Origin of the sequence: Treponema sp. UBA7570, assembly GCA_002477955.1 — a bacterium.
In the GTDB taxonomy this organism is placed as follows: Bacteria; Spirochaetota; Spirochaetia; order Treponematales; family Treponemataceae; genus Treponema_D.
This window is the reverse complement of sequence record DLLE01000037.1, coordinates 21205-40612: the sequence shown is the minus strand read 5'-3', so window position 1 is coordinate 40612 and position 19408 is coordinate 21205. Positions and strand designations below refer to the sequence as shown.

The window sequence follows — 19408 nt, the reverse complement described above, 5'->3', positions numbered from 1 at the left end:
CGATAATGACAAGGTAGCTAGCATGATAATGACAAAATGACAAGCCTGATAACGACAGTCCGCTTTATGTCATTCCCTTGCTTGACAAGGGAATCTCTTGATGACATTAAACTATAAAACTCGGAGATTGGGCTAAATAAAATTTTATCAACTTGAAAAAAAATTTCCAAAAATGCTATTTTTATTGATTTTATGCAGTTTGTTGATTTTCATACGCACCTGGATTTATACAAAAACCAAAATGAACTTTTTGAACAGCTTTCTTCTTATTGCGGAACAATTGTTGCGGCTTCGGTAGACCTTGATTCTTATAAAAAAAATTGCCAGATTGCTCAAAAAGCCAAAGCCTTGGGTTTTAAGGCAAATATAATTGCAACCTTGGGAATTCATCCGGAAAAAGTGCTTTTAGAAAAAGAAAAGCTTTGTGAATACGAGAAATTTTTAAAAGAATCTCATATTATTGGCGAAATCGGAATGGATTTTTGCTGGTACAAAGAAGCGGCGCCTGTGGCGCAGGAAGAAGTCTTGAGATTTTTTCTTGAACACTGCAATCAGGAAAAAAAATATTGCGTGATTCATACAACGGACGCCGAAGAAAAAATCTGTAGAATTTTGGAAGAATATCCTTTTGCAAAGCCGGTTATCCATTGGTATGACGGCCCGGAAGAAATCTATAAGGAATTTGTCAGTCGAAATTATATGCAGACTTTTGGCTGCGAAACTATACGCTCAAAGCATATTCAAAAACTTTTGGAGCAAACTCCGCTGAATTTGATTTTGGCAGAAACCGACAATCCTGATTCTGAAAGGTGGCTTGGCGGAACAGACAGTTCGGTTTTTTTAATAAAGAGAATTTACAAAGATATTGCAGAAGTTCTTGGGCTTAAAATAGAAAAAATCGCCAAAACTATAAATGAAAATTCTGAAAAAATTCTGGAAGACTTTGAGGCAAAACTTTAAGAGAAAGGGCAGTGGCGCAGAGAAGGACAGTTTTTTCTTCGCTATAAATTCTAAAAATCAAGACCTGATGAATTGCTGTCAAACATCTTCTTGTACGGAATAACAAGCTCATCGCCTTTTTGAACTAAATATGGACTTATAAACTGAGGGTCGTCCAATATTTTTTGCGCTTCGATTGCGATTTTCTGGTCTTCGCGCTGAACGTATGCATTTTTTAAGTCTGAAAAAACAGTAAATGCATCTCGAATTCGGTAAATCAACGAAGAATAGTTTTCGTCGGCAAAAAATTGAATTTTTGTTCTATATGTATTGTAAGAAGCGGCATTGTAAGCGTTATTTGTGGTTTCGCCAGTCTGCGGATTTTTTATAATTCCCTTTAATTCGATAAACGGCTGTTCTTCGTGCCAATCAGAAATATAGACAGAATCTTTGTCGTTGAGAATATAATTTTTGTCTATGTCTGATTTTGCAAGATATGTGATTTTTTGTATTTTTTCGTCTTCTTCGCTTATGCGGATAAGGCGGATTTTTGTGAGATTTGCGGTTTTTGTTGTGCCATGAGCATAGGAACTGATTAAATCGCTAAGATTTTCGTTTGCCAAAAGTTCATAAGTGCCTTCGCGTTCTACTGCGCCGGAGATTGAAACTTTGCGGTTGCGCCGGAAAAATTCGATTGTGTCGCCTGGACGCAAATATGGATCTTGCGAAAAATCGCCGTTGCGCCTTGCCTTAAATAAATCACAGATTTTTGATTTGCCATTTTGGCTTGTTATTTTTATGTTTCGGGTTGAGGATTGTTCTGTAAGTCCTGCTTTGGCGGCAATTGCAGAAAGCCTTGTCAAAGCCCAGGCATTTTCTTCGTGAACAGCGGAAACTTCGCCTTTTATTACGACTTTAAAGATGCCTGGCTGGAGCATAACAAAGGTTACGACACTGAGCGGATAGTTTTTCATTACGAGGTTTTCGATGTTTTGCTTAAGCTGCAAGAAAGAAAGTCCCGCACAGTTTAGAGAGCCCAAATTTGCGATTCGGATTTTATAAGATGAATCTACTGTAATTGTGTAAGAAACTGACGTTCCGTTTGAGTAAAAGGCAAGGGCATAAGTGTCGCCTGCCGTAACCTGATAATCTGCGCTCGACATGGCAAGCTGCGCATTTGCCTGAAAAAGAGATTTTTCTTCTTTTACCGAGTCTGAAGTCCCGGCTGAATTTGCAACTTGTGCCTGTGAAAAAACAAAGCAAGGAATAAAAGCAAGAAAAAAAGAAGTTACAATAGATGTTTTAAAAAAATGCACGGCTGCGCTCCCTCTTTAAGAAAAAACTACTGTAGTAGTTTAATGTATCATCTGTAGAAAATCAACTTCAAAAAACTACTAAAGTAGTAAAATGCGACAATGAGTTTTTGGCAAAACGTTGAGAGGGAAATAGAATATAAAGGGATTTCCCGCAAAGAATTAGCTTTTCGCGCAAATATTGCTTATCAGGGAATTGGTCTTGGTATTGAACGCGAAAGTATGCCAAGAGTAGACACAGCGTTAAAAATTGCAAAAGTTCTGGAAGTTCCTCTCGAATATCTGATTGACGAAAAAGATTTAGAAATTCGTCCGGCAACGGAGCGCTTTTTAAAAAAAGAAAAAACTCAAACGGAACAGAATGACAATTCTGTTTTGCAAAAAATAGAAGATAAAAATCAATATATTGAATTTTATAAAAAGAACCGGAAAATAATTGACAGTCTTGAGAAAATTCCTTCTGCAATAAAACAACCGATAGAAAGCATGATTATTCATATTGCAACAGTGTATTGAATTAAGGTATTTATTTTTTTATACTGTCAAAATGGAAAATTCACAAAATATAGAAACTGCTTCACAGACTGCGGAGCAGAATGACGATGAAATTTCGCTTTTGGATTTAATTGCAGTTCTTCTTCATTATAAATTTATGATTATTGCAGTTACGGGACTTGCAATAATTGGAGCAGTAGTTTTTTCTATAATCTCTTTAAAATTGCCGCCAGAAAAATCTCCTCTTCCAAACCAGTTTACGCCTCAGGCTCACATGCTCATAAAAGAAGATTCTAGCTCAGGCTCTTTGTCCGGCTCTCTTTCCTCGCTTGCAAGTTTAGCAGGCGTTAGCGTTGGCAGCGGCGGCTCTTCCCGCAGCTCGCTTGCAAATTATTTAAGCACTTCAAATGAATATTTGGACGCAGTTAATAAAAAATTCAATTTGACTGAGCGTTATAAGATTGAAAAATTTCCTGTTACGAGCACTAGAAAGGCTTTAAAAAAGACGCTTGTTTCTACTTATGATGAGGAAAGCAGCGTTTTTACAATAGGTTTTACAGACATTGATCCTGTTTTTGCAAGAGATGTTGTAAATTTTGCCGTTGACTGGATGCAAAACCGCTTTGATGAACTTGGACTTGATTCTAACCGGATTGAAAAAAAGAATCTTGAAGCAAATATCGACGCAACGTACAAAGAAATCTTAAAGCTTGAAAAAGAGGCTCAGAATTTGGGCGCGTCTGTAAATAAAGGCGTTTCTGTTTGGGGCGGTCCGAATGTTTCAATCGAAACTGCAAGAATTCAAATGGAATTAAGCGCGCAGCAGAAAGTTTATGAACAGTTAAAAACTCAGTATGAACTTTTGAAAGTAAAAATGCAAAGTGAACAGCCTGTTTTTCAAATTCTTGAGCGTCCGGAAATTCCTGATATGAAGAGCAAGCCTAGCCGCGGAAAACTTTGCATAATCATTACTTTTGCGGCATTTTTTATTTCGGTTTTTGCGGCTTTTGCATTGAATGCCTGGCAGAACATAAAAAATGATCCTGAGGCTCAGAAAAAACTTAATTTAAAGACAAAAAAAGAGAGTGTTTAAATATGAAAATTTTACGAAATTTTATAAAACTTGGTATTATAGCTTTATTTTTGACTTCCGGTTTTGCTTTTGCGCAAGACGCTGCCGCTTTGCAGAAAATGCTAAAATCTCAAAATCAAACGACATATAGTGCTGCAAAAGCTGTAACTCAACAAACAGCGGAAATAGAAAATGGGTCTATATCTTCTGTTGTTTCAAAGTCGAGAATTGGACAGCAGGCAAATGACACTCCAGATGCGCAGCTTGCAATGTCGGAAAGTTCCTATCCTGTAACTGCCGGTGATGTTTATACCTTGGCTTTTGCTGCTGGAGCGACACCAGTTTCTTATTCAATTCCTGTGGATTCGACTTATAAAATCCGCATTGCTAACCTTGGCGTAATAGACTGCAAAGATCTTACATATCTTCAGTTAAAAAACATGGTTACAGGAATTGTTCAGAAAAACTATCCGATGGGCGGAGTTCAGTTTGTTCTTACTTCTCCGGCAACTTTTCGTGTGACAATTACGGGCGAAGTTGTTAAGACTGTTCAGAAAAATGCCTGGGCTTTGACAAGGCTTTCTACTTTTATAAAAGAAAGTTTTACGGATTACTCATCTTCAAGGAATATAAAAATTGTTTCGGAAAGTGGCGAAGAAAAAACTTATGATTTATTTCTCGCTGACAGAAAAGGCGATTTGTCGCAGGATCCTTATTTGCGTCCTGGCGACAAAATTGTCGTAAATAGAATTACTCGCCGTGTTGCCTTGAATGGGGCTGTTGAACGTCCTGGAGTTTATGAACTTCTTGACGGAGAAAACTTAAAAAAGCTTATCGATTATTATGGCAATGGTTTTGAATCTTTGGCCGATCTTTCGAGAATTGAACTTTATCGCTCTGTTACAGGAAAGCATGATTCTGGTGAAAAATTGTATTTGAACGAACAGTCTTATATAGACGATTTTAAACTTATTTGCTATGATGAAGTTACAGTTTCTACTTTTGAAGATTTAAAGCCTGTGCTTTTTGTTGAAGGCGCAGTTACCAATACCAATACCAATACCAATCTTGTCGCTTCTACAAAAGTTGCCATGCGATTTAACAATGGCGAAGATTATGCGTTTTTTGTAAGAAACAATAAAAATATGTTTACGAATGTTTCGGATTTGGAAAACGCTTATATTTTGCGTGGATCAGAAACTATTCCTGTTGATCTTTCAAAAATGCTTTACGATGCAACTTATTACAGTAAGATTGAAATTAAATACAATGACCGCCTTATTGTGCCTTTTAAACAGTTCTTTGTGACGGTTTCCGGCGCAGTTTATTCTCCTGGACGTTATCCTTATATTCCTGACAGAACCTGGGATTACTATGTTGGGCTTGCCGGTGGATTTATAAAAGAAAAGAATAAAATGGACGCAGTAACAATAACCGACATTAACGGAAAAAAACATAAAAAGACTGAATTTATTTTGCCGGAAATGACAATAGACGCAAAAGCAAACAGCGGACTGTATTATTTTAATCAATACGCTCCTGTAATAACAACGATTTTGTCGGCAGTTTCGACAAGTATTTCTGTTCTTGCAGTGACTGGAGTAATAAATTAAAACAAAAAACCGGTTTGAAAAATTTCAAACCGGTTTTTTTGTTAAGAATTGGCTTCAAGTTTTTTTAAGGCCGATTTTAATCCTACGTTTTCTTCGGCAAGTTCTTCCATTCTTGTTTTTTGGAAGAGCAGTTCCTGTGCGTATGGAAGTGTTTTTGCCCAGGAAATGAAATTTTTGAGAGATGGATTGTCTTCTCCCGACCATTCGTTTAGTTTGTGGTGCCGTCTTTGTCCGTTCGAGCACATTCCGAGAAGATTTTCGTAATTCATTGTTACTGTGCGTTTTTGAAGCCAGCTTTCCGGAAGAAGGCGGATCAGTTCTTTCCAGTATTTTTTTTCTTTTGTTTCGTTGAATTTGTTTCTTAGGGATTCGAGAACTTCAATTAAAGACTGCCAGGCAGATTGAGCGTCTTTGAAGGTTGAACCGCAATCGGTGTTTATAAAATCATCGTGTTCAAAACAGTCAAAAGTGATTGGCGTTGAGGCGAGCTTGTGCATTTTGCTTGTTGAATTTGCAACTGTCGAAACTTTGTAAGTGTCAAATTCGCTCCACCAGTACATTGGAGCGGTAATATCTACAGAAACAAAAATCTGGCGCAAAAATTTTCGATGTTCTGAGCCGCTTTTTATGAGTGTCTGCATAAGTTTTAAGTCGGCGGAACCGATATTTGCCAGAATCCCGTTAAAAGTGCTGTCAGATTTTGCCCAGCTGTTTTTGGGATTTCTCATTCCGCGGATTGCGTGTTCAAAACCCCAGACCTGTGTATTTTCAAAGTTCATTGTAAACTCCTGTTCTTTTTAATTGGACTATCAGAATAACAGAAAAAAAAGGTTGTTTAAATAGATTGTTTGCATTGAGCGAACTTCATGCAAGTTTGTATTTGATGATTTTTGAAACCGCGGTTATTATTTAATGTGTGGTTTTTGGAGTTTGAATGAAAAGATTTTTTTGTTTTTGCTGGTCTGCTGTTTTTAGTCTGTGTTTTTTGAGCGCGGCAAGCGATGTGATTTTAAGAAACGGCACAAATTCTATAATAACGTCAATTTTTGTAATCGAAGGCGAAAAGCCTCCGGTTCAGCAGAGTGTAAATCTTTTGCCAGTGTCAAAATTCGAAAGAACGTTAAGAAAAATGCAGCGCAGGGCAGAGTTTTACGGCGAAGAATTTGACGAAAAGAGCATTGCTTGCGAAAAAGAATGGCAGTTAAAAACCGGAGTTAAATACAGAATTCTTTTTAAGAGCGAAAACGGCGATTTATTTTTGAGGGACGACATTTATATAGAAAGAAAAACGGAAAATCTTGTAATTGAGTTTAAAAAACAAAACCGAACTGAACGAGATTGGCTGGTTCATTACGACAAGACTGTTCAGGAAAATATTCTAAAACAAAAGCAAATACAGGATTTGAGGCGGCCTTTGTGTTTTATGGCTGGTTTTGGAATTGTTCTTTTTTTGATTTTGACTGGTTTTATTGCGATGGATACGTACCGGCATAGGAAATTTGGCGAGCCGGCTTTTTTTGAAAAGCTCCTCGGAAAGAATTTGTCGTCGGCGCAGAAAGGCAAGCGATGGATGGAAATTGCAGGCGTTTTTTTGATGCTTGTGCCGGTTATAATTTCGTTTCTTACTTTTAAAAGCGAAGTTTCTAAAACTTATTTTTGGTTTTTTACGCATAAAATCGAAAAAGATGTTTCTGTGCAGGCGACAATGCTGACTGCGATTGCGGCGGTTTTTATTTATGCTTCTTATCTTTTGAGATATAATTTTTTTAAGAAAGACTCGGCGGAACAGGTGTTTTTTTCGGTTGTGCAGGCGATTGTAAATATTTGGGCAATTTCCGGGCTTTGTTCGATGTTTGTCGGGAACGAGGTTTGGAATGTGCCGGTTTTGAACATAAACAGCCAGACTTGTCTTTTGCTCATAATTCTTCTTTCTTGGATCGGGGCAAGGTCGATTTCCGGATTTTTGTGGATTATTCTAGTAATTATTGGAATTTCGCATATAACGGAAATAAGCGAGGCGATGGGAATTTACGGCGCTCTTTATATTGTTATGTTTTTTATTTCGCTTTTGCTGCAATTGACAGACACGGTTCATCTGGAAGATTTTAAAAATGATTTTTGCAGTATTGCCGCTAAAACTGGCCAGAAAATCGGAACAGATATTGATGCTAGCAAAGATACTGTAAAAAAATTGTCGGGGAAGGTTATAAGCGAAGTTTTGCTCTAAAGTTTTGACACGTTTTTTATAGGAGGCAGTGCCATGAAAGATATGAAAATTTCGGATTCGGTTAAGTTTGTTGGTGTTAATGACCACAAAATCGATTTGTTTGAAGGACAGTTTCCTGTTCCTGAGGGAATGTCTTATAATTCCTATCTTATCCTTGATGAAAAAATTGCCGTTATGGACAGCGTTGATAGAAATTTTGGAGAAGAATGGCTTAAGAATATCGAAAACGCGTTGGCTGGCAAAAAGCCGGATTTTTTGGTTGTGCAGCACATGGAAATGGATCATTCTGCGAACATTGCCGCTTTTATGAAAAAATATCCGGATTCAAAAATTGTTTCTTCAAAAATGGCGTTCTCGATGATGAAAAATATGTTCGGCACGGATTTTTCTGAACGGCAGATTGTAGTTTCGGAAGGCTCCAAAGTTGAGCTTGGAAAGCATGTCTTGAATTTTATTGCCGCTCCGAATGTGCATTGGCCGGAAGTTATGTTCACTTACGAAAGCACAGAAAAAATTCTCTTTAGCGCGGACGGATTTGGAAAATTCGGAGCTTTGGATTCTTCTCTTGACTGGACGGACGAAGCCAGACGTTATTATTTTGGAATTGTCGGGAAATTTGGTGCGAATGTGCAGGCAGTTCTTAAAAAGGCGGCAAATCTTGAAATCCAAAAAATTTGCCCTTTGCACGGGCCTGTTCTTGATTCAAATCTGGAAAAATATATTAAGTATTATGATACATGGTCAAAATACGAAGCGGAAACAGACGGAATTTTTATCGCTTATACTTCTGTCTACGGAAATACAAAGCAGGCAGCCGAAAGACTTGCAGAAATTTTAAGAGAAAAAGGCTGCAAGAATGTCTTGATAAAAGACCTTGCGCGAAATGACATTTTTGAATGTGTAGCCGACGCTTTCCGCTATAAAAAACTTGTTTTGGCTTCGACAACTTACAATGGAGAAGTTTTTCCTAAAATGCGCGAATTTATTTCTCACCTTGCGGAGCGGAACTTTCAAAACAGAACAGTTGCTTTTATCGAAAATTGTTCCTGGGCGCCGCTTGCAGCAAAAGCTATGGCAAAACTGCTTGAGCCGTTAAAAGAAATAAAAATTTTGGAAGAAAAGGTTACGATAAAAATAGCCGTAAATGAGGAAGTTGAAAAACAGCTCGAAAAATTTGCTGAAAAATTGATTTAAGCTCTTGAATTATAATTTAGTTTGATATAAAACTGTTTTAATGAAAGAAGAATGTATGAAAAGCGCCATTGCTCTTGCAGAAAAAGGCCGTGGTTTTACAAATCCCAATCCGCTTGTCGGCGCAGTGATTGTAAAAAACGGCAAAATTATTGCAGAAGGATGGCATCATAAACTCGGTAGTCTGCATGCCGAACGCGACGCTCTAAAAAATGCCGCCGAAAAAAAAGTCGATGTCCGCGGCGCTTCAATTTATGTAACTCTTGAGCCTTGTTGCCATACTGGAAGACAGCCTCCTTGTACTCAGGCCATTATCGAAAGCGGAATTTCGGAAGTAATTTATGGCAGCAGCGACCCAAATCCTCTTGTAAACGGCAAAGGTAAAAAAATTCTCGAAACAGCCGGAATTAAAGTTGTATCTGGTTTTTTAAAAAATGAATGTGATAAATTGAATCCGGTATTTTTTCATTACATAAAAAACAAGATGCCTTATGTAATCTTAAAATACGCAATGACGGCAGACGGACAGACGGCAACTTCAAAAGCCGAAAGCCGCTGGATTACAGGCCCGTTGGCGCGCAAAAATGTGCACAAGACCCGCGCAAATGTAATGGCGGTTTTGACAGGAATCGGAACAGCAAAAAAAGACAATCCAATGCTCAATGTCCGCCTTGACGACGGTCTGGAGCACAGACAGCCGGTTCGCGTGGTTTTAGACAGCCATTTAAAGCTTAATCCGGAAAGCGCTTTGGTTCAGACAGCAAAAGAAATTCCAGTAATTGTTTTTTGCAAGCCTGAACTGACCAAAACTGAGCTTATAAAAAAAGATGTTCTGGAAAGCCGTGGCGTAAAAGTCTTGTCTGCAAAAACAGAAAAAAATCATTCGCTTCTTTACAGCCAGCTTAAGATTTTGGGAGAAATGGGAATAGATTCCGTTTTGGTAGAAAGCGGCGGAACCTTGAACGGAAGTTTTTTCTTTGAAGAAAAAGGACTTGTTCAGGAATTGCAGGTTTACATTGCGCCAAAAATTTTTGGAAACGACGGGCACACGATTTTTAACCCGGTAAAAGGGAAGGGAATTGAGCTTCCGTCAGAATGTATAAATCTCGGAAAACCGCAAATTGAAGCTTTTGGAGAAGATATTCTTCTTAAATATGTTCTGGAAAATTAAAAAAAAGGGCAAGAATCAAAATGTTTACAGGAATTGTTGAAGAAAAAGGAACAGTCAATTCAATCTTAAAAAGCTCTTCTTCTCTTATTTTGAACATAAAATGTTCTTTTGCCAGTTGTTTGGTTTTGGGCGAAAGCGTTGCCGTAAACGGAACTTGTCTGACAGTAGCTTCAAAAAACTCGGACAGTTTTACAGCCGACGTTACTCCAGAAAGTTTTAGACGGACAAGCCTCGGCAGCTTAAAATCAGGCTGCGAAGTAAATCTTGAACGCGCAATGAAGGCAGACGGACGTTTTGGAGGACATATTGTAAGCGGACACATTGACGGAACAGGAATCTTTCTTTCTTCTCAAAACGAGCAAAACGCCGTAAACATAAAAATTGCGGTTTCGGCGGAAATTGGAAAATTCATAATCGAAAAAGGTTCAGTTTGTGTTGATGGAATAAGCCTGACTGTTGCAAGCGTAAATTACGGAGAAAGCGAGACTGTTTTTAGCGTTGCCGTAATTCCGCATACATGGAAAAACACAACTTTAAGCAAAATGCAAAACGGCTCTTACGTGAATATTGAATGTGATCTTGTAGGAAAATATATTGAGCATTTTGTAAATTATAAAAATTCTAAAAACGCAGACAATGAAGAAAAATCGCTCGAAAATTTTATGACAAGTTTTACGAGTTTTCATTAAGCTTGACTTTTTACAGGAGAAAAAAATGACAGAAGGAATCAATAAAATAGAAGACGCTCTGGCAGACTTAAAGGCCGGCAAAATGATTATGGTTACGGATGCCGAAGACCGCGAAAACGAAGGCGATTTAATTTGTGCCGCCGAATTTGCAACTCCGGAAATTTTAAATTTTATGGCGTCAAAGGCAAAAGGCCTTATCTGTATGCCAATAAGCCGTCAGATTGCAAAAAATCTTGGTTTTGGGCAGATGGTTGCGGACAATACGGACAACCACGAAACCGCATTCACCGTCAGTATCGACCATATAAACACTTCGACAGGAATCAGCGCTTTTGACCGTTCTATTACAGCAATGGCAGTTGCCGACAAAACTTCAAAGCCTGATGATTTCCGCCGTCCAGGCCATATGTTTCCGCTTGTTGCAAAGGAAGGCGGAGTTTTTGAACGGACAGGACACACAGAAGCAACAGTTGATTTTTGCAGGCTTGCTGGTTTGACACAGGCAGGACTTTGCTGCGAAATTATGAGCGGCGACGGACACATGGCGCGTCTTTCAGAGCTCAAAAAAATGGCAGCGGAATGGAATCTAAAGCTTGTTACGATTGAACAGCTCATAAAATACAGAAAAACTCACGAAAAAATCGTGGAAAAAGTTGCCGAAGCAAAGCTTCCGACAAAATGGGGCAATTTTAAGCTCGTCGGATTTTTAGACAAAATCACAGGGGCAGAGCACGCCGCGCTCATAATGGGAAATGTAAACGGCAAAGACAGCATTTTGTGCCGCGTTCACAGCGAATGTCTAACAGGAGATACTTTCGGCTCCTTAAAATGCGACTGCGGCGATCAGTTTTCTGCGGCAATGGAAAAAATTGCAGAAGAAGGCCGCGGAGTTCTTTTGTATCTCCGTCAGGAAGGACGCGGAATCGGGCTTTTAAACAAAATAAAAGCGTATGCGCTTCAAGACCGCGGAATGGACACAGTCGATGCAAATCTGGCTCTCGGACTTCCGGCAGACGCACGCGATTATAACTGCGGAATCCAGATGCTCAAGGAGCTTGGAATCAAAAAAATCCGCCTTTTGACAAACAATCCTGACAAAATAAACCAGATAAACGGCGCAGACACAGGAATCGAAATTACAGAGCGTATTCCTTTGACGGTTCCGACAAGGCCACAGGATATTCAGTATTTGACAACAAAACGCGTGCGGATGGGACATTTTCTGTAATTGATACAAAAAAAGGGCGTTCCTTTGACGGCTTTGCCGCCAAACGCGCGGTGCTTGCGCACTGCCTTTGGCATGGCTCCACCCCCCTAACGCGGGAATTGCCCGTTTAAATAACATATTTTTTTATGGAGAACAAAATGAATATTTTAGAAGGAAAACTGGTTTCTGAAGGAAATCCAAAAATTGCGATTGTTGCAGCCCGCTTTAATGAATTTATTGTAAGCAAATTGATTGAAGGCGCGCGCGACGGACTTTTACGCCACGATGTAAAAGAAGAAAACATTGACTTGTGCTGGGTTCCAGGAAGTTTTGAAATTCCTGTAGCGGCAAAACACCTTGCAGAAAGCAAAAAATATGACGCAATAATCTGCCTTGGCGCGGTAATCCGCGGAGCAACGAGCCATTACGACTATGTTTGCGCAGAAGTTTCAAAAGGCATTGCCCAGGTTTCTCTCAATACAGGCTTGCCGGTAATGTTTGGAATTTTAACAACAGATACGATTCAGCAGGCGATTGAACGTGCAGGCACAAAAGCCGGAAATAAAGGCTATGACTGCGCACTGGGCGCTCTTGAAATGATAAATCTTTTTAAGAAAATTTAGTTTGCGGCAGGGATTGGAGCAGCGCGCAGCGTTGCCGGCGGCAAAGTCGCCGGCAATGAAGGCGAAAGCCGGAACTGCGCAAAGCCCGACGGCAACTTGTTGCCGGGCTGCCCATTTTTTGTTTTGTTACTTTTCCTTGAGATATTCCTGAGTTGACATCATTTTTAGGTGCAAGGGAGAAAGTCCGGATAATGTCAGCTTGACGGCGTCTTCTTTTGGCTTGTCTAGTCCGCTTGCTCCGTCTGTCAAATAAACTGTGTAAATTCCTTCGTCAATTAAAGCAAAAACAGTGGATAAAACGCAACATTCGGCAACAACTCCGCCGATAATGACGCGCCCTGCTTTTTTGCAGGCTTCTAAAACTTCCGGGATTGCAAGCGAAGAATAGACACTTTTTGTATAAAGAGGAAATTTTTTTAAGGAAGGCTCAAATTCTTTTAACATTTGGTTTGCAAAAAAATCGGAATTTACATCGCTGTACTTTTTATTGTATTCTGCCCAGACGCCTTTTGGAGAAGTTTCGTTTGCTATAAACCGTGTAAAAATTACGTTTTTTAGTCCGCGGTCAATTATTTTTTGAAGGTTTTGAGCCGCTCCTTCTGTGTCAAGACATTCCCATTTTCCGCCGCGGGCATAAACATTCTGCATATCGACTATCAAAAGCAAATCGTCTTTTTTCAATTCAAACTCCTGTCAAAGCATTGCAAAAACAAATTTTTTGTCTGTCTACATGTCGGCTGTTTCTTTTTTGTAAATGATTGCAAAGTAAACGATTTCAAAAACCGCAGTAGCCGCCCAGCTGAACGGATAAAGCAAAAAGAGGCTTTCGACTGTTCTATAATGTGCAAAAATCGTAAAAACCCAGATTACGCGCAAGACGCAAGAACCGATAAAAACCATTATTGAGGGCACTAAAGTTTTTCGAAGCCCACGGCTTGCGGCAATTGTTCCGTCCATAAAGGCAGAAATTCCAAAGCTAAAAGTCATAATTTTGAATTTTTGCATTGCGTAGCCGACAACGGCCTGGTCTTTTGTAAAGAGCGACAAAAATTCCTGTCCAAAGACAAAGAGAATACCTCCAAGCACAAAGCCTGCAATGGCTGCGTAGCCCATGCTTATAAAATATGAACTAAGGATTCGCTTTTTTTTGTGCGCTCCGAGGTTTTGTCCGATAAAAGTTGCGCCGGCAGTATAAAATGCAGACATAATGTTAAAAACGAGGTTGTCGCCATTCATTGTAGCGGCGTTTCCCGCAACCATGGCGGCGTCAAAAGAGTTTACAGCCGCAACAATAAAAAGATTTGCAATTGCAAATATCGCGTTTTGAAGGCCGGCTGGCACACCGATTTTGATTATCTGTAAAATTTTGTAACTAGAAATCTGTCTGTACTTAAAATCAAAATTATTTTTTGACAGGACTTTGTAGATTTTCCGTAAAGTAAGAATACACGAAATGTATTGCGCAATTACGGTTGCAACGCCGACTCCAACGACTGAAAGCTTAAAAACAATTACGAGCAGCAGATCGAGAAAAACATTGACAATTCCTGCGGCAATCAGATAGAGAAGGGGAGAGCGGGTGTCGCCCTGGGCGCTTAAAATGGCATTTCCAAAATTGTACATTGCCATTGCCGGCATACAGAGCATATAAATCTTAAAATAAACGGCCGCATCGTGCAAGAGTTCAGGTTTGGTGTTTAAGAGATTGAGAATTCCTGTGGCAGAAAATACACCGGCAACCAAAAGCAAAATTCCAATGCAAAAACATGCGACGGCCGACGCTCTTACTGTAACTTCAAAATCTTTATAATTTTTTTGACCGACGCAGATTGCCGCCAGAACGTTTACGCCGCCGCCAAGTCCGGTTAAAATTCCTGAACAAAAAAAGACCATTTGTCCGGTAGAACCAACAGAGCCCAGAGGCAGATAACCGGCAAAACGTCCTACAACCGCCGTATCCGTCATATTAAATAAAATCTGGAGAACATTTGTAATTACAAGAGGCACGCTAAAGATAAAAATCTTTTTAAAAAGCGAACCTTGGGTCATATCCATTTCAATGCTTTTCATTTTTTTGCTCAATTAAAATAATCAGTTCGCAATAATATATCATAAAAGCAAACTTTGTAAATCTAAAAAATTCGATAAAAATCTTATATCTTTTTGTAATGCCTATTCTGTCTACTTGACAAGCAAGGGAACAACATAAAGCGGACTGTCATTTTCGTGTTTGATTTTTCTGTCATTATCGGGTTTGCCTCCCTTGTCATTATGGCCTTGACTTTCTGTCATTATCGGGTTTGCCTCCCTTGTCATTATGGCCTTGACTTTCTGTCATTATCGGGCTTGACCCGATAATCTAACTGTGCACTACTGTTTTCTATGCTATAATATTCCTATGCCGGTATATTCAAACAGCAGTCTTTCATCTCTACTGCACAGCTCGATTTGCTCAAATGAAATTCTTGACCTTTATAAAAGCCGCACGCTTTGGTTCAACGAGCGCCGTCTCAGGCGTTTTGTCTTTAACACTTCGAGGGAAAATGACCACCTTGTGCTTCCAAAAGATGAAGTCTACAAATACGCAAGCAGGCTTTTGTCAATGCAGGAGGCGTTTCTTATGTGGTTTGAGAGACTTCCGCAAAGCAGCAAAAATCTGCTGGTTCTGCTTGTGAAATATCCTGTCCTTTCTGCCAGCCGCGCCTATAGAATATCCGGAATTCTTGACGAAGACATCAGCGATTCGAGCTACAAGAGCCTCAAAAAGTCTGAAATTCTGAACGACATTCAAAAGAAGCAGAAGTATGTTCTTGAGAATATCGCAATTTATAAAAACGGCTTTGTCTTTTGCCCGGCTGTTTTTCGCCGCTACATTGCCGCCCACCTTTCCGTTCTTGACAAATACAAAAATCTTGCCGAGCTTTCTGTCTGCGCTGAAGACAATTTTTCTCCAGTTTCTGCTGGCGAGATTATAAAATCCACTCCCGCCCTTCAAAAAATGGATAACACAATAGAAGAAAAACTGAAATCTGCTGCGACAAGCCGCGATGCTGTTGAAGTTATTGCAAACGCTCCTAACAGCTTTGACGCGGCTTTTCTTGTTCCGCATCTAAACCTAAGCGCGCGCTACTGGCTTTCGCCTAAGACAACGCAGGAGAAAATCAGTCAAATTGAATCTGTATGCGGCTTTCTTGAAAGTCCGCTTTTTGAAAATCCTGTGAGCTTTGAGAAAATCGAGAATTCTTTTTATGACGAGATAGCCAGTAAAATTCCAAAGTTCTATATTCCAGCAGAAGGAGCTGGCTATTTTGTCCAGATTGAATCAGAAAATACTGCAAATTCTTGCAAGTCAAAAACTTCCGCCTGTTTTGGAAAACGACTTGAGCTTTCAGGCGGAGATTTTCTGCATAATTTTGTTTCTGTTCCGGCGTTCAACAATCTTCTTCTGATTCTGTGCGCTCTCGGATTTTTTGAGTGCGCGCTTGAGAAAAACACGCAAAGCGCTGTTTGCAATGCAAGGCTCTATCCCCTTGGAAAAATCAGGGCGCTCAGAAGAAAGAAATAGGATATTGCTGTCTTGCTGAAGCTTGGCCGCGCCTATTGACAGTTTTTTATTCAGTGTCTTTTCTATAATACAGGCGTTACGCTTTACAGTTTTACGGCATAGTGTCTAGCATATTTTTCGGCTTGATTTGCTTCCATTAGATGAACTCAGATTGTTCCTTTACGCCGGCTAAAACATTTCTATGTTACTGTCTGCAACGCCTCTGTGTTATATACCGCTGATTAGACTAATCAGCGGTATATTGATTAGTTTAATAAGTGATATGCTGATAAGGTTAATAAGCGGAGCAATGATTAACATATCATCAGTCTGCTGATTAGCTTGTCAGCGGTATGATGATTAACTAATCAGCAGTATCTTGATTAGCTAATCAGTGCTATACTGATAAAACTAGAAAACTGAATGAAATTGCAGCGGAGAAATTGCCATGAAAGAGGAATTAGGGCTTGAAAAGCCAAAGGGAAGAGTTTTTGTCTCGGTTTATCCGTCGAACTTGAAGGACAAGGACGGAAACAGGATTGGAAAGTGCGTTGGGAAAATCAGAAATAATGTGGTTTCTACAGAGCAGCTCGTTGCGCGCTCGAAAAGAGGCGGAACTGTTATTTCTGAGGAGACTCTATTGTATGCGGCGGAAATTTTGTCAAAGGCTGCGAAAGAGGCTCTTTCGGATGGGCTTGCGGTTGACCTTCTGGGGCTTGGAACGCTCGGTTTTTCAGTAGAAGGCAGCGTTGAACAGTTTATGACCGCGGGCGAAATCTCCAGGCATTTTAAGCTTGCGTTTACGCCGTCAAAGGAAGCGGAAAAAGCTCTGAAGAACATTCTGCCGTCGCAGATTGTACTGCGGAATTCAAGAATCTATATTTCAGAAGTCAAAAGCCTTGCGGCGGAAAGCGCGGAAGAAAACACGATTTATATGAACCGGCCGCTCCGCATAAAAGGAAACGGGCTTAAAGTCGGCGGCGAAATATGCGGCGTGTTTCTTGTTCCGTGCATGGAGCAGAATGTGTATGCGCCCCGTTCTGAATGGATTCCTCTACCGAATCCGTACACAAACACACCCAAAAAGCTGGAGCTTTATCTGCCGGACAGCTTCAATCTTGGCTACGATGGAGAGAGCTGCGAGGAAGAGCCGCTTTTTTGCATTGCGGTTGTAACAAGCCTGAATCCGAACAGCCGAGAGCGCGCTGAATGCGTGGAGGCTTTTTCTGAGGCAGTAAGGGTAAGAAGAGTATAGCTTGAGTTTCTATTCTTCAATTGCAAATGCAAAAACAACCGGTTTCCTTACACTGCACTCGCCCATTTGCAGAATTTAAACGTTTTGCCCTTAAAGGCTAAAAATCACCACTCCCCTTTTATCTCGTCCATGGAATCTCGATCGCCCATATCCGCGTTGTCCGCAACTTGAGAATAATAAGAGCAATAATCCTGAGCCGGATCGTCAGAAAAATAATCTCTTTTTCCTTTTGCCGCCTTTATTTCAAAGTCTGCATAATCTGAATGTTCATCGTCAAAATCTTCTTCATCTTCGTAGTAATCGTGTCCATAATTATGAGGCCACCTTGGCGGCTGTCCTTGTGCTCCGATATATGCGCAAACTATAAAAAAAAGGATGCAAAAAAATATAAATCCGGCAATAATTCCCATTTTTGTTCTCCCATAAAAAGCAAGATTAAAACTTTAGTTTTCACTAAAAACAGCTGCTTAGCTCTTATTCCTCTGCTAATATGTTTGTCATTGCCGTGCCCGACACGGCAATCTAGTGTAAAATTTCAATAGATTATCGGGTCTAGCCCCGATAATGACAAGGAATGTCGCTGAGATTTTTTAAATTAAATTAAAAACAGATTTTTTTCCGAGCCAGACCCCTGCTATACAGCCTGCCACGCTCAAAAAAACATACAAACCGCCAACTCCGCAATTTTTGGCCGTAAAAAGGTTATAGGCTTCGAGGCTGAATGTTGAAAATGTTGTAAATCCGCCGCAAATTCCTGTCTTTAGAAAAAGCATTGCGTTTTTTGAAACATTTTTGTTTTCTGCTATTCCGACAACAAATCCAATGAGAACTGCGCCTAAAAAATTTGTAACAAGCGTCAGAACCGGGAATTGTGTTTTGACAGGAATAAGACTAATGGCATACCGGCCGCAAGCGCCTGCTGCTCCGCCTAGGGCTACGAAAAAAAAACTCATTTTTTTTAAGACGCTTTAATGCTCTGCCATTGGATGGTCCTCTAGCTTGCCTTTGTGCGAGAGATTGACCGCTCTATTTAAATAATGAAAGGTAATAAATATTCCCCATATAAAAATCAAGCAAAATGATATAAGGCAAATTGCCGAAAGATCTTTCATAAAATATGAAACAATAATTGCAAGTGTAACAGTTGCCTGAATCGACAGCAAAAACAAAATTGCCGCATTTTTTGAAAAGCCAATATTCAAAAGCTTGTGATGAATATGCGCCCTGTCAGGACTAAAAATCTTTCTGTGCTCACGCAGACGTCTCCAGATTGCGGCAATTACGTCTGTCAAAGGAATCGAGCACATAAGAACCATCATTGGAATTTCGCGGAAATTAAACCTTGGATTGTCAAAAAAGAAAAACGGAGAAACGGCGATCAAATATCCTAAAGATTGGCTTCCGCCATCGCCCAGAAATATTTTTGCGTTCGGCTTGTTCCAGTACATAAAGCCAAGCAAAGACGCGCAGAGCATAAAATAAATAAGGCTCATGCCGTTGTGCGCCTTATAAAGCATAAAACCTATTGAAAGACAGGCAAAAAATGAAATTCCTGAACAAACACAGTCCATCCCGTCAATCAGGTTATAAGCATTTACAATTGAAACAATCCAGAAAAAAGTAAGTATTTCGCCGACAAAAGGCGGAAATTTCCAGTACAAAAATGTCGTAAAGTGATAAGGGCTTACGCTCACAACTAAAGCCGCAAGAATCTGCATTAAAAACTTTAATTTTGCGCGCATATTAAGAATGTCGTCCAAAATTCCAAAAAAAAGAATAATTCCAAAACCTATGAATAAAGGCCAATAAGAACTAAGCACGACAGTTTTAAAAACAAAACGAACAAAAAACCAGACAATTAAAAGAGAGGCAAAAACTGCAATTCCGCCAAGACGAGGAATATTTCCTGTGTGAATCTTGCGCGGATCAACTTCATCATAAAGGCTTAATTTTCTGCAAATTCTAATAATTAACGGACAAAAGACTAAAGATAATACAAACGTGCCAAGAATGGCCAAAAGCATGCTAAACTCCTTGAAAATACATACTATGAGCCTATGAGCCTATGA

At 39.7% G+C, this 19408-nt stretch carries 19 protein-coding genes; 12 read left to right on the top strand and 7 right to left on the bottom strand.

Annotated elements, in window-relative coordinates; translation table 11 throughout:
• The first annotated feature begins 192 nt into the window (after positions 1 to 192).
• Positions 193 to 960: a TatD family hydrolase gene (locus B4N75_RS04730; RefSeq protein WP_296666505.1), complete on the top strand. Its 768-nt coding sequence runs from the start codon at positions 193 to 195 to the stop codon at positions 958 to 960.
• Positions 961 to 1010: 50 nt separating this feature from the next.
• Here B4N75_RS04730 and B4N75_RS04725 read toward each other — a convergent pair whose 3' ends face one another.
• Positions 1011 to 2255, bottom strand: coding sequence for an SLBB domain-containing protein (locus B4N75_RS04725; protein ID WP_296666507.1), 1245 nt, complete (start codon positions 2253 to 2255; stop codon positions 1011 to 1013).
• Positions 2256 to 2354: 99 nt separating this feature from the next.
• Between B4N75_RS04725 and B4N75_RS04720 the strand changes: the two genes are divergently transcribed.
• Genes B4N75_RS04720 through B4N75_RS04710 form a run of 3 tightly spaced genes read left to right on the top strand, consistent with a single transcriptional unit; the run spans position 2355 to position 5432 of the window.
• The gene (locus tag B4N75_RS04720; protein ID WP_296024832.1) at positions 2355 to 2768 is read left to right on the top strand and encodes a helix-turn-helix domain-containing protein; all 414 of its coding nucleotides are present in this window, start codon (positions 2355 to 2357) and stop codon (positions 2766 to 2768) included.
• A gap of 31 nt (positions 2769 to 2799) precedes the next feature.
• Positions 2800 to 3840, top strand: coding sequence for a lipopolysaccharide biosynthesis protein (locus B4N75_RS04715; protein WP_296024830.1), 1041 nt, complete (start codon positions 2800 to 2802; stop codon positions 3838 to 3840).
• A gap of 2 nt (positions 3841 to 3842) precedes the next feature.
• On the top strand, positions 3843 to 5432 hold the full coding sequence (locus B4N75_RS04710; RefSeq protein WP_296706698.1) for a polysaccharide biosynthesis/export family protein: 1590 nt from the start codon (positions 3843 to 3845) through the stop codon (positions 5430 to 5432).
• A gap of 41 nt (positions 5433 to 5473) precedes the next feature.
• On the opposite strand, the gene B4N75_RS04705 is transcribed toward B4N75_RS04710, so the two are convergent.
• Positions 5474 to 6211: a hypothetical protein gene (locus B4N75_RS04705; RefSeq protein WP_296706696.1), complete on the bottom strand. Its 738-nt coding sequence runs from the start codon at positions 6209 to 6211 to the stop codon at positions 5474 to 5476.
• Positions 6212 to 6366: 155 nt separating this feature from the next.
• On the opposite strand from B4N75_RS04705, the gene B4N75_RS04700 reads away from it, so the two are divergent.
• The 6 genes from B4N75_RS04700 (at position 6367) to ribE (ending at position 12540) form a co-directional block, all read left to right on the top strand.
• Complete coding sequence (locus B4N75_RS04700; protein ID WP_296706694.1) at positions 6367 to 7659, top strand: hypothetical protein; 1293 nt, start codon at positions 6367 to 6369, stop codon at positions 7657 to 7659.
• A gap of 33 nt (positions 7660 to 7692) precedes the next feature.
• Entirely contained in the window at positions 7693 to 8853 is a 1161-nt protein-coding gene (locus B4N75_RS04695; protein ID WP_296668217.1) for an FprA family A-type flavoprotein, read from the top strand.
• Between the two features lie 55 nt (positions 8854 to 8908).
• Entirely contained in the window at positions 8909 to 10021 is a 1113-nt protein-coding gene (gene ribD / locus B4N75_RS04690; protein WP_296668215.1) for a bifunctional diaminohydroxyphosphoribosylaminopyrimidine deaminase/5-amino-6-(5-phosphoribosylamino)uracil reductase RibD, read from the top strand.
• Between the two features lie 20 nt (positions 10022 to 10041).
• Positions 10042 to 10710: a riboflavin synthase gene (locus B4N75_RS04685; RefSeq protein ID WP_296693878.1), complete on the top strand. Its 669-nt coding sequence runs from the start codon at positions 10042 to 10044 to the stop codon at positions 10708 to 10710.
• A 25-nt stretch (positions 10711 to 10735) separates the two neighbouring features.
• Positions 10736 to 11938: a bifunctional 3,4-dihydroxy-2-butanone-4-phosphate synthase/GTP cyclohydrolase II gene (locus tag B4N75_RS04680; protein WP_296668210.1), complete on the top strand. Its 1203-nt coding sequence runs from the start codon at positions 10736 to 10738 to the stop codon at positions 11936 to 11938.
• 137 nt (positions 11939 to 12075) lie between these two features.
• Positions 12076 to 12540 (top strand): 6,7-dimethyl-8-ribityllumazine synthase, encoded by a 465-nt coding sequence (gene ribE / locus B4N75_RS04675; RefSeq protein WP_296668208.1) that lies wholly within the window; start codon positions 12076 to 12078, stop codon positions 12538 to 12540.
• Positions 12541 to 12666: 126 nt separating this feature from the next.
• On the opposite strand, the gene B4N75_RS04670 is transcribed toward ribE, so the two are convergent.
• On the bottom strand, positions 12667 to 13221 hold the full coding sequence (locus B4N75_RS04670) for a cysteine hydrolase family protein (RefSeq protein ID WP_296668206.1): 555 nt from the start codon (positions 13219 to 13221) through the stop codon (positions 12667 to 12669).
• A gap of 45 nt (positions 13222 to 13266) precedes the next feature.
• Positions 13267 to 14610, bottom strand: coding sequence for an MATE family efflux transporter (locus tag B4N75_RS04665; RefSeq protein WP_296668204.1), 1344 nt, complete (start codon positions 14608 to 14610; stop codon positions 13267 to 13269).
• A gap of 328 nt (positions 14611 to 14938) precedes the next feature.
• Between B4N75_RS04665 and B4N75_RS04660 the strand changes: the two genes are divergently transcribed.
• Both B4N75_RS04660 and B4N75_RS04655 read left to right on the top strand, forming a co-directional pair.
• Positions 14939 to 16105, top strand: coding sequence for a hypothetical protein (locus B4N75_RS04660; protein WP_296706692.1), 1167 nt, complete (start codon positions 14939 to 14941; stop codon positions 16103 to 16105).
• A gap of 427 nt (positions 16106 to 16532) precedes the next feature.
• Positions 16533 to 17339 carry a DUF4469 domain-containing protein gene (locus B4N75_RS04655; RefSeq protein ID WP_296706690.1) on the top strand — a complete coding sequence of 269 codons (807 nt, stop codon included), beginning with the start codon at positions 16533 to 16535 and terminating at the stop codon, positions 17337 to 17339.
• 104 nt (positions 17340 to 17443) lie between these two features.
• On the opposite strand, the gene B4N75_RS04650 is transcribed toward B4N75_RS04655, so the two are convergent.
• The 3 genes from B4N75_RS04650 to B4N75_RS04640 all read right to left on the bottom strand — a co-directional run bounded on the left by B4N75_RS04650 (position 17444) and on the right by B4N75_RS04640 (position 19363).
• Positions 17444 to 17749 (bottom strand): hypothetical protein, encoded by a 306-nt coding sequence (locus tag B4N75_RS04650; RefSeq protein WP_296706688.1) that lies wholly within the window; start codon positions 17747 to 17749, stop codon positions 17444 to 17446.
• A 180-nt stretch (positions 17750 to 17929) separates the two neighbouring features.
• Positions 17930 to 18292 (bottom strand): fluoride efflux transporter CrcB, encoded by a 363-nt coding sequence (gene crcB, locus B4N75_RS04645; protein ID WP_296706686.1) that lies wholly within the window; start codon positions 18290 to 18292, stop codon positions 17930 to 17932.
• Between the two features lie 15 nt (positions 18293 to 18307).
• On the bottom strand, positions 18308 to 19363 hold the full coding sequence (locus tag B4N75_RS04640) for a glycosyltransferase family 4 protein (protein WP_296706684.1): 1056 nt from the start codon (positions 19361 to 19363) through the stop codon (positions 18308 to 18310).
• Between the last annotated feature and the right edge of the window lie 45 nt (positions 19364 to 19408).

Bases quoted from the DNA above. Each gene is read 5' to 3' on its own strand.
- B4N75_RS04730 (WP_296666505.1), top strand. From the start codon at position 193: ATGCAGTTTGTTGATTTTCATACGCACCTGGATTTATACAAAAACCAA.
- B4N75_RS04720 (WP_296024832.1), top strand. From the start codon at position 2,355: ATGAGTTTTTGGCAAAACGTTGAGAGGGAAATAGAATATAAAGGGATT.
- B4N75_RS04715 (WP_296024830.1), top strand. From the start codon at position 2,800: ATGGAAAATTCACAAAATATAGAAACTGCTTCACAGACTGCGGAGCAG.
- B4N75_RS04710 (WP_296706698.1), top strand. From the start codon at position 3,843: ATGAAAATTTTACGAAATTTTATAAAACTTGGTATTATAGCTTTATTT.
- B4N75_RS04705 (WP_296706696.1), bottom strand. From the start codon at position 6,211: ATGAACTTTGAAAATACACAGGTCTGGGGTTTTGAACACGCAATCCGC.
- B4N75_RS04700 (WP_296706694.1), top strand. From the start codon at position 6,367: ATGAAAAGATTTTTTTGTTTTTGCTGGTCTGCTGTTTTTAGTCTGTGT.
- B4N75_RS04695 (WP_296668217.1), top strand. From the start codon at position 7,693: ATGAAAGATATGAAAATTTCGGATTCGGTTAAGTTTGTTGGTGTTAAT.
- ribD (WP_296668215.1), top strand. From the start codon at position 8,909: ATGAAAAGCGCCATTGCTCTTGCAGAAAAAGGCCGTGGTTTTACAAAT.
- B4N75_RS04685 (WP_296693878.1), top strand. From the start codon at position 10,042: ATGTTTACAGGAATTGTTGAAGAAAAAGGAACAGTCAATTCAATCTTA.
- B4N75_RS04680 (WP_296668210.1), top strand. From the start codon at position 10,736: ATGACAGAAGGAATCAATAAAATAGAAGACGCTCTGGCAGACTTAAAG.
- ribE (WP_296668208.1), top strand. From the start codon at position 12,076: ATGAATATTTTAGAAGGAAAACTGGTTTCTGAAGGAAATCCAAAAATT.
- B4N75_RS04665 (WP_296668204.1), bottom strand. From the start codon at position 14,610: ATGAAAAGCATTGAAATGGATATGACCCAAGGTTCGCTTTTTAAAAAG.
- B4N75_RS04660 (WP_296706692.1), top strand. From the start codon at position 14,939: ATGCCGGTATATTCAAACAGCAGTCTTTCATCTCTACTGCACAGCTCG.
- B4N75_RS04655 (WP_296706690.1), top strand. From the start codon at position 16,533: ATGAAAGAGGAATTAGGGCTTGAAAAGCCAAAGGGAAGAGTTTTTGTC.
- B4N75_RS04650 (WP_296706688.1), bottom strand. From the start codon at position 17,749: ATGGGAATTATTGCCGGATTTATATTTTTTTGCATCCTTTTTTTTATA.
- crcB (WP_296706686.1), bottom strand. From the start codon at position 18,292: ATGAGTTTTTTTTTCGTAGCCCTAGGCGGAGCAGCAGGCGCTTGCGGC.
- B4N75_RS04640 (WP_296706684.1), bottom strand. From the start codon at position 19,363: ATGCTTTTGGCCATTCTTGGCACGTTTGTATTATCTTTAGTCTTTTGT.